The following is an 8,510-nucleotide window of genomic DNA, read 5'->3' on the forward strand; positions in this document are numbered from 1 at the left end:
GCATGGGGAACGCGGCGCGCGGCTCAGCGAGGCCATCGACGTCGTTCGCAAGCTCATCGCCCGGGGCGTCGACGTCGACGCGCGCAATGCTCTGCATGAGGTTATTCGTGATCTCGGACGGACCGGCCTTGCCGTCCTGCTGGCGACTCACGATCTGGATCAGGCGCAATCGCTCTGCGATCGTGTCGGTTTCCTGCGCGGCGGCGTGATCGCCCCGTCGGGCCGGCCCGACCGGTTGCTGCGCAAGGCATTCGGCAATGATCGCATGCTGATCGTCGATCTGTTCGAACGTGCCACACAGGGCACGTCCACCATGCTCGGGAGGATCGGGTTCCAGGAACATCACTCAGGATTGGAATGGAGCCGTATGATCGAAGCCTCGGCGCAAAAACAGGCGGCGCTCACCCGCGCCCTGCACCAGACCGACCTGCACATCAAGGAGATCCGGTTCCGGGAACCGGGTCTGGACACACTGTTTCTGAGACTGTCCGGCAGGGGACGCGCGCCATGACCGCAGCAATATTGAAGGTCATGGTCCTCGGGCTGGTCCGCGATCGCGGCGCCTTTGCGATGGCATTCCTCCTGCCCCCGCTGATTTTCGTCATATTTGCGGCGATTTTCTCCGGCACCAGCGGCGACGAGATGCGGTTGAAGATCGCTCTGTTCGATGCGGTCGGCTCGCAACAGTCGCAGGCCCTCGAGCAGGCGCTGGAAGACGATCCGACACTTCGCCGCTACGAGATCGTCTTCGAGAGCGAAGCGGCTTTGCGCGCCGCGGTTCTGTCGGGTGATGCGGATGTCGGTCTGATCATCCGCGGCGACTTGCTTGATGATGACGGCGACGCGCCGGTTCTGGTTGTCGCCGACGCCGGCCGGGCGATGGCTGGGCCGATCCTTGCCGGCCAGGTTCAGCGGCTGATTGCCCGCGATCTGCCCGCTGTCGCGGTTCAGCGCTCCGTCCCGGCAGTGGAAGAGCTTGCCGGAGGTTTGACCGGCGAACAGCGCACGCGCCTTGCCGCCGGCTTATCCGAATTGAACCGGGCGCGAGGCGATGGCGCCGATGCAAATTCGTCGCTTGTTTCCATCGAAACGCTGAGCGGCCGCGCCGGCGGGGTGACGGTGAGCTATTACGCCGGCGCTGTCGCCGTCATGTTCCTCCTGTTTTCGGCGATGCAGGGTGCTGCGAGCCTGATTGAGGAACGCAGTTCCGGCATTATTGACCGTGTGGCTGTGGGACCGGCCGGCACGGATGTCATTGTACTGGCGAAGTTCCTGTTTCTGACGATCCAGGGCATCCTGCAGGTCAGCCTCATTTTTCTTGTGGCGTGGCTGGCTTACGGCGTCAACGTGCCCCAGAGTTTCTTGGCCTGGACGGCAACAACGGTCCTGGCGGCGGCGGCGGCGGCGGGGCTTGCCCTGGCGATGGCCTCGGCCTGTGTTTCGCGCCAGCAGGCCAACACGATCTCGAGCTTTCTTGTGCTCGTCGCGTCCGCGGTCGGCGGTTCGATGGTACCGCGTTTCATGATGCCGCCCTGGCTGCAGGATCTAGGATGGTTCACGCCGAACGCCTGGGCCATCGAGGCCTATCAGGGCGCCCTTTGGCGCGGCGCCTCGCTGCCGGCTTTGCTGCCGTCATTCTGGCCGCTCGCCGCCGCAGCCGTTCTGGGGCTTGGCGCAGCGCTGGTCCTGTCCCGTTACCGGCTGAGGCTCGGCTGAGACCCGGCCTGTGGAATCGGGCGGATTGCCGCACTGCCGGGCTCGCCTGGATTACGCTATAGTGCTCCGGCCGACTGGAAAACAAATCCGGATTTGAAGGAACCATGAGCTACTTTCTGATCGCCATTGCTATTGTCGTCGGCACCGTCGCCCTGATGGAGCTTTTTGCCTGGTGGGCGCATAAATACGTCATGCATGGCTGGGGATGGGGATGGCACCGCTCCCACCATGAGCCGCATGACGACACCTTTGAGAAGAATGATCTCTACGCCGCCGTGTTCGCCAGCGTGGCGATTGCATTGTTCTGGATCGGAACGACCTATTGGGTCGTCTGGTGGATCGCCGTCGGCGTAACCTGTTACGGCGCGCTTTACTTCGTCGCTCACGACGGCCTGGTCCATCATCGCTGGCCGTTCCGCCATGTTCCGAAAAAAGGTTACCTCAAGCGCCTTTACCAGGCTCATCGCCTGCACCATGCCGTCAAGGGCAAGGACGGCTGCGTATCCTTCGGCTTCCTTTGGGCACCTAGTCTCGACAGTCTGAAGGAACAGTTGCGCGAGAACAGGAAGGCGCTGGACCTTGAACTTTACGACACCAGTGCGACCCTGGAAGAACGTCAGAGCGGCCTTTGATAAAGACCGTCTCTGTTCGGGCCTGAACCCGCGCGCCTGAAACGCGTCGCCGCCACATCGCCGAGCGCCAGGATAAGCAGGACCATCTTGCGTCGTTTCGATGTCGACACGCGCTTTTCCCAGGCGTCCGGCCCGCCATCGCGCAACACCCTGCCAATCTCGCGATAGACCCGCCGCGCCGCGGCCACAGCCCAGGCGGAACGGAACGGCAGCGCCGCAAGCCCCCAATAGGCTGACTCGTAATAGGGTTCGGCACGATCAAGGAGACGCAACGCGAGTCCGTGAAGCCTCGGCCATTGCTCCCTGTCTTCAACATCGATGTCTTCGATACCGGCTTCCGACAGCCAATCGGCGGGGAGATATGTCCGCCCTGCCCGTGCATCATCGATAACATCGCGCGCGATGTTGGTCTGCTGAAAGGCAAGCCCGAGATCAGACGCCCGGTCGAGGACCTGTGCCTCGCGAACGCCCATGATCATCGCCATCATCACGCCGACGACGCCGGCAACGTGATAGCAGTAGTCCAGCATGTCGGCTTCCGACCGGTAGACGCGCTCATTCACATCCATTTCAAAGCCTTTCAAAAGCTCCAAAGGATGTCGGTGCGGGATGTCGTTGAGCTCGATCACCTGCCGCAAGGCTTCAAAAACCGGATCCCCCGTCCTGTCACCGTTCAGGGCCGATTGCGTCAGATTGCAGAGGTCGGCAAGCCGAGCCTCCTGCCCGGAGCGGTGGTCGGCGCCCATGCCGTGGCCAAGCGTCTGCCCGTCTATCATGTCATCCGCGTGACGGCACCATGCATAAAGCATCACAGCATCGGCGCGGGTATCCGCTTTAAAGAGCCGTGAGGCGGCGGCAAAGCTCTTTGATCCCGCTGCAATCATCTGTTCGCTGACGCGCAAGACGTCATCCGTCACAGGTCTGCTCTGCGGAGCGGCGCTCATGACACGCCCGCGAGATCCTGCCCGGCCTCGGAAAGCATAAGCCCGGCCGTGGCCTTTGCCGATCCCACGACACCGGGGATTCCGGCCCCCGGATGGGTTCCTGCGCCGACCAGATAGAGATTTTTGATCGTCGCATCGCGGTTGTGCGGCCGGAACCAGGCGCTCTGTGTCAGCAGTGGTTCGACCGAGAAGGCGGAGCCAAGATGTGAATTCAGCTCGTCACGAAAATCATAGGGCGAGAATGTACGGCACGTAACAAGATCGCGCTTGAGACCGGGAATATAGCGTTCGTCGAGATAGTCCAGAATGCGGTCCCGATAACGCGGCGCTTCCCGCTCCCAGTCAATATCCGCCGTTCCCAGATGCGGAACCGGCGACAGCACATAATAGGCGCTGTGCCCCTCCGGCGCCATTGTCTCATCGGTCACGGACGGGCAATGCAGATAGAGTGAAAAATCATCCGCCAACTGATCAGCCTTGAAAATATCGTTGATCAACTCGCGGTATCGCGGCCCGAACAGAACCATATGGTGCCTGAGATCGGGCCGCCGGCCCTTCAAGCCAAAATAGATAACGAACAGCGACATGGAAAAGCGCTTCTTTTTCAGAGCCTTGGCCTGACTTTTTCCATGTGCGTCATCGCGCAGAAGATGATCGTACACATGCACCACATCGGCATTGCAGGCGACCATATCGAATTCCGTGCGTTCGCCTTCCGTAACGACCGCGCGCGCGCGACCGTTTTCCGTCTCGATCCGATCGACGGGCGCGTTAAGCTTTACGGTTCCGCCAAGGTCTTCGAACAAGCGGACCATGCCGCGAACCAATGCGCCGGTTCCGCCCTTGGCAAACCAGACGCCGCCGCGGCGCTCGAGAGCATGGATCAGCGTGTAGATCGAGGACGTGTCGAACGGGTTTCCACCGACCAGCAGCGAATGGAAAGAAAATGCCTGTCTGAGCTGCTCGTCCTTGATAAAGGACGACACTTTCGAATAGACGCTGCGGTGGCTCTCCAGACGGATGAGCTGCGGCGCCACCTTGACCATATTCCAGAAGCTCAGGAACGGCACCGCGCCAAGCTTTTCATAGCCCTCGCGATAAACGTCGTTGGAGTAGTTCAGAAACCGGCGGTAGCCCTCTACATCGTCCGGCGACTTCCGGGCGATCTGCGCATCAAGCCGTTCCTGGTCGTTGACGTAATCGAACCGGTATCCGTCCTCCCAGCACAGCTGATAGAAGGGGTCGACGGGCAGCAAGGTGACATAGTCATCCATATTGCGCCCGGACAGGTCCCAAAGCTCCCGCAGCGACGCGGGATCGGTAATCACCGTCGGCCCTGCATCAAATACGAACCCGTCATCCTCATAGACATAGGCCCGGCCGCCGGGCCGGTCGCGCTTCTCGTAGAGTGTCGTCGATATACCGGCGCTTTGCAGGCGGATGGCAAGGGCCAATCCGCCGAAACCCGAACCGATGACAGCCGCCGTCCTGTTGTTACCCATTCACGACCTGCCGCTCCTTGGCCAATGCCCTTGCCTCACTTACGCAGCCGACCGCCTTTTGGATCGGTACCGGCGGTTTTCCGATGAGAATTCTCACCTTGTCCGCGGATCTGATATCACCCGCATAAAACCGTTCGATGAGGGATTGCGGCAATCGGTAGAACCGTTGCAGGACCAGGTAGCGCCTGGATGGAACGGCGGCCTGAAACAGCATGCGGTTGAGGAAGCGGTAGAATGCCTGATCCCTTATAAGCCCTTTCGCATGGCTGCGGATCGCGCGGCGCGCCGCGAGCGTCGTCAATGGAACCTTCAATCCGGCCAGTAGATTGGCGGTCTCAACCGCCATCGGCAGGCTATAGCCGGTGGTAGGATGAAAGAGTGCGGCGCGAAGGCCGATGGGAGCCTCATCATCTGAAAATCCATCCCAGAACAGCTTGCCGTCCTGGGCAAGCGTGATGGGAAGAACACCCTTTTCGATCCGGATCGATTTCTTGACCACCCAGCCGCGGTTGGCGGCATAGGCAAGCACGTCGGAATGCAAGGCGTCAAAATCAAGGCTGTCGGTATCGCTGTAGCGGGTATCTTCGATCAGCAGGCGGGTTTCCGACATGGGCAATACATAAAAGAATCTGTAGCCGTCCAGCTGATCGACCGAGGCATCCATGATGGTCGGAACGTCTTCACCGTGGGCTTTTCCGAGTTCCAATTCGATACCGACAAATTTCTGATAGCCGAGTCTGATCCCTTCGGATTGCGCAAAGCCGCGGCTGTCGATCACACACGGGGCTGACAGGTGCGAGCCGTCTGACAGGACAACGCGGTCGCGTTCGACACTCTCGATCCGGCTGTTTTCACGAACGTCGATCCCGTCTGTCGCATACACCATGTCGCGCAGGCGATCCGAGGTCAGGCTCGCGTAGGGCGTCGACAGCGTTCGCTTGAATTCGGGAAAGATCACCTGCTGCCCGGGCCATTCATAACCGATGGCCGGACGCAGGCGTTCGTAGTCTTGCGGCGCGATATCGGTCCTGTGGAATGACCATGTGTGATTTCCGCAGATGCGATCGGCCGCCTCGATTATCATCACGCGCACGCCGCGCTCTGCCAGGCGCAATGCTGCGATACAACCGGCAAGGCCACCCCCTGCCAGGATCACATCCGCTTTCTCAGCCTGGTCCGTTCCGGAAGCTGCCAGTGCCGCAATCCTCTCATTGCCCATCCGTCGCCGATGGAAGCGCCGCCATTGACGATCTGGCGCGCGCAGGCTGCACCAATACGCACTCCGCCACGCCATATCAACAGCATTCGATATGGCCGTCAATTTGGCGCCGGCCAGTGGTCTTGCGGAGAAAATCCTGTGCCCCGCCCGAGCGCCGGCAAATGCGGTGACATAGGGCGTTATCCCTTCCCTCGCCCTGAGGCGGAGCAACCGATTGAAGACATGGATATGCGGAACCAGTGCCACAATGGTCCCGCAACGGGCTGCAATTCACGTTTTCGGGAGCGGTAATGTCGCGGGCTCATCATGTACAGGCGGCCGCCTGATCTTCACGACGATAAAGACTGGCGTGCAGTGCCGGCTACCCATGACAGACGAAGTGCGGGCTGAGGTCGCCGATTGCAAACAGCTTGCCTACATGCTCAACGACTGGGACCGGCCGTTCAAGAGCGACAAGGCCCTATCGCAGCGAATCTCGAAATGGTTTCGCCAGGCCGGTGTAACGGGCATCACGGCGCACAGCGTCAGGAAATGGCTCGCGACCAGGATGGCCGACAGCGGTGCCACCGAATATGAGTTGATGGCTTATTTTGGCTGGAAGGACCCGAAGGAAGCGCGGCCATATGTCAACGCCGCGAACCGCGAAAGACTGGCCGATTCAGCCAGCGGAAAAGTGCAAAGTGTAACGTCTGAAAGATGACAGTGTAACCAAGCGTGTAACGCGATATGCTATATAATTGGAAACGTTACGGAATTTGAAGTGAATGGAGGCCTCGCCCGGAATCGAACCGGGATAGAAGGATTTGCAGTCCTCTGCGTAACCATTCCGCCACGAGGCCTCGCAATGCCGATCCGTTCAACCGACGCCCGCACTTAGAATGAAAAACTGCGATACGCAAGAGGGCATTCCGGCAATTCGGCCTGTTTTTAAGAACTTCAGGTTGCTGGATCGGCTTCAGCATCTTTTGGTTGGCATTCCGTTAATTCCGACCGCGCCTCATCCGCTCGTTGTTCACATGCCAAGGCTCAACCAACGTCAAGTAAACGCTGATAGATTTGCAAGTTGTCCTCATCGAAACAGGCCAGGATGACCGCCTCAATGCGATCGCTGTCGGCAAAAGAACCGATCGCCTCTGTCGCCGTTTGCGCCGCCGCTTCGCTGGGATAGCCGTAAACTCCGGTGCTGATATTGGGAAAGGCGACCGTGCGCAGCCCGTTTTCGACGCAAAGCCTGAGGCTCGCCTCATAACAGCTTGCCAGAAGACGTGCCTCGCCCTTGCCTCCGCCATGCCATACCGGACCGACGGTATGAATAAGGAAGCGTGCCGGCAGCCGCCCCGCCGTCGTGATCACCGCCTCGCCGGGCTTGCAGCGCCCGTTGCGGGCGATGATTGCCTTGCATTCTTCAAGGATATCCGGTCCTCCGGCACGGTGGATTGCGCCGTCGACACCGCCGCCGCCCATGAGCGAGGGGTTCGCGGCATTGACCACCGCATCCACTTTGAGCGTCGTAATATCCGTTTTGACGATTTTCAGTTCCATGCGCGCAGCCTGTCAGCGTTTCTTCGTCCTTTGACCCCATTTGACCGCCAGGCGACGACGCCAGCGCCGCACAGCGGGCAGATCATGTGACAACACCAGCAGGCCGAGCGGAATCATCCAGAAGCCAAGAACCGGCAAGAAGCCGAGAATGCCAAAGACAATAAGGAGAATTCCGAGCCCGACCCTGAACATCCGGCTTTCCGGCAGGCGAATACGGTATGGGCCGAGCCGTAGCACCCTGCCCGTCGAACCGCTTCCGGAATGGCGACCTGAACCGTTGTCCGCCATTGATCTCCCAATCCTGGTTGACCGCCATTCAGCAACGGCCCACCGGCCCATTTGGTCATGCCCTCCGGATTGCGCAAGGCAGAAGATTTTTTTGTGAAATGGCTTGGCAAGGGCGTATTTCTTTTCTATACGCCGTCCCACGCTATTTCATGGCCTGTTCCCCGGTAGCTCAGTGGTAGAGCAGTTGACTGTTAATCAATTGGTCGCTGGTTCGAATCCGGCCCGGGGAGCCACTTTTTCACCGAGGAATCCCCTCCGGGAGTGTTTGTTTTTGTCGCCTTTTCAGGGGCTTGCCGCTCCGTCCAAGCCAGGATTTGTCCCAATTCGCCGTGAAGCGTGGCATCGATTACGCCGCGGTCCGGGCCTGGAGTGAGGACGATCTTCTCAATCAGCATCCTTAAAGCCTCGGCGGCTTCCTGGCGCTCTGCAGGGCGATTCAGGGCCCGCGCGAGTTTCTCGACCTTCTTTGCGTAGATAGTGGCGGCTCTCGGAAGCAAGTCCGGCTTGTCGTCCGGCGCATCGGTCAGCAAGGACGACAATTGGACTTGCCTTCTTTTACGCGACCACGAAGACCCCGATGGGTCCTGGCGGCGAGGTCTTTGAGGAATAGCGCATTCATCGTGCCCTTCAGCCCGACATGCAACTCGCTGATCTCGCCTTCGGCGAG

Annotated in this window: 9 protein-coding genes and 2 tRNA genes; 5 read left to right on the forward strand and 6 right to left on the reverse strand. The window is 60.0% G+C overall.

Features of this window, described 5'->3' with window-relative positions; genetic code table 11:
* The 3 genes from AC5E6N_RS14110 to AC5E6N_RS14120 form a co-directional block, all read left to right on the forward strand.
* Positions 1–511, forward strand: a 511-nt coding sequence (locus AC5E6N_RS14110) for an ATP-binding cassette domain-containing protein (protein ID WP_491748402.1), incomplete at its 5' end; no start/stop codon positions are given.
* Positions 508–1,716, forward strand: coding sequence for an ABC transporter permease (locus tag AC5E6N_RS14115; protein WP_491748403.1), 1,209 nt, complete (start codon positions 508–510; stop codon positions 1,714–1,716). The genes AC5E6N_RS14110 and AC5E6N_RS14115, both read left to right, overlap by 4 nt.
* A gap of 104 nt (positions 1,717–1,820) precedes the next feature.
* Positions 1,821–2,348, forward strand: a complete 528-nt coding sequence (locus AC5E6N_RS14120; RefSeq protein WP_491748404.1) for a sterol desaturase family protein — start codon at positions 1,821–1,823, stop codon at positions 2,346–2,348.
* On the opposite strand, the gene AC5E6N_RS14125 is transcribed toward AC5E6N_RS14120, so the two are convergent.
* The 3 genes from AC5E6N_RS14125 to crtY are packed head-to-tail and all read right to left on the reverse strand — an operon-like array spanning position 2,333 to position 6,013.
* Positions 2,333–3,265, reverse strand: a complete 933-nt coding sequence (locus AC5E6N_RS14125; protein WP_491748405.1) for a phytoene/squalene synthase family protein — start codon at positions 3,263–3,265, stop codon at positions 2,333–2,335. The genes AC5E6N_RS14120 and AC5E6N_RS14125 overlap by 16 nt on opposite strands.
* A 23-nt stretch (positions 3,266–3,288) precedes the next feature.
* A complete protein-coding gene (locus AC5E6N_RS14130; RefSeq protein ID WP_491748406.1) occupies positions 3,289–4,794 on the reverse strand; it encodes a phytoene desaturase in 1,506 nt (501 codons plus the stop codon).
* Positions 4,787–6,013: a lycopene beta-cyclase CrtY gene (crtY, locus tag AC5E6N_RS14135; protein WP_491748407.1), complete on the reverse strand. Its 1,227-nt coding sequence runs from the start codon at positions 6,011–6,013 to the stop codon at positions 4,787–4,789. The genes AC5E6N_RS14130 and crtY overlap by 8 nt, the downstream gene beginning before the upstream one ends.
* Positions 6,014–6,227: 214 nt before the next feature.
* On the opposite strand from crtY, the gene AC5E6N_RS14140 reads away from it, so the two are divergent.
* Positions 6,228–6,713, forward strand: a complete 486-nt coding sequence (locus AC5E6N_RS14140; RefSeq protein ID WP_491748408.1) for a tyrosine-type recombinase/integrase — start codon at positions 6,228–6,230, stop codon at positions 6,711–6,713.
* A 65-nt stretch (positions 6,714–6,778) separates the two neighbouring features.
* Here the strand turns inward: AC5E6N_RS14140 and AC5E6N_RS14145 are convergent.
* The 3 genes from AC5E6N_RS14145 to AC5E6N_RS14155 form a co-directional block, all read right to left on the reverse strand.
* A tRNA-Cys gene (locus AC5E6N_RS14145) sits at positions 6,779–6,852 on the reverse strand.
* A 187-nt stretch (positions 6,853–7,039) separates the two neighbouring features.
* Entirely contained in the window at positions 7,040–7,555 is a 516-nt protein-coding gene (locus tag AC5E6N_RS14150; RefSeq protein WP_491748409.1) for an O-acetyl-ADP-ribose deacetylase, read from the reverse strand.
* A 12-nt stretch (positions 7,556–7,567) separates the two neighbouring features.
* Positions 7,568–7,843: a hypothetical protein gene (locus tag AC5E6N_RS14155; protein WP_491691049.1), complete on the reverse strand. Its 276-nt coding sequence runs from the start codon at positions 7,841–7,843 to the stop codon at positions 7,568–7,570.
* Positions 7,844–8,001: 158 nt separating this feature from the next.
* Between AC5E6N_RS14155 and AC5E6N_RS14160 the strand changes: the two genes are divergently transcribed.
* Positions 8,002–8,076: transfer RNA gene (locus tag AC5E6N_RS14160), tRNA-Asn, on the forward strand.
* The last annotated feature ends 434 nt before the right edge of the window (positions 8,077–8,510 follow it).

The organism is Hoeflea sp. (assembly GCF_984452065.1).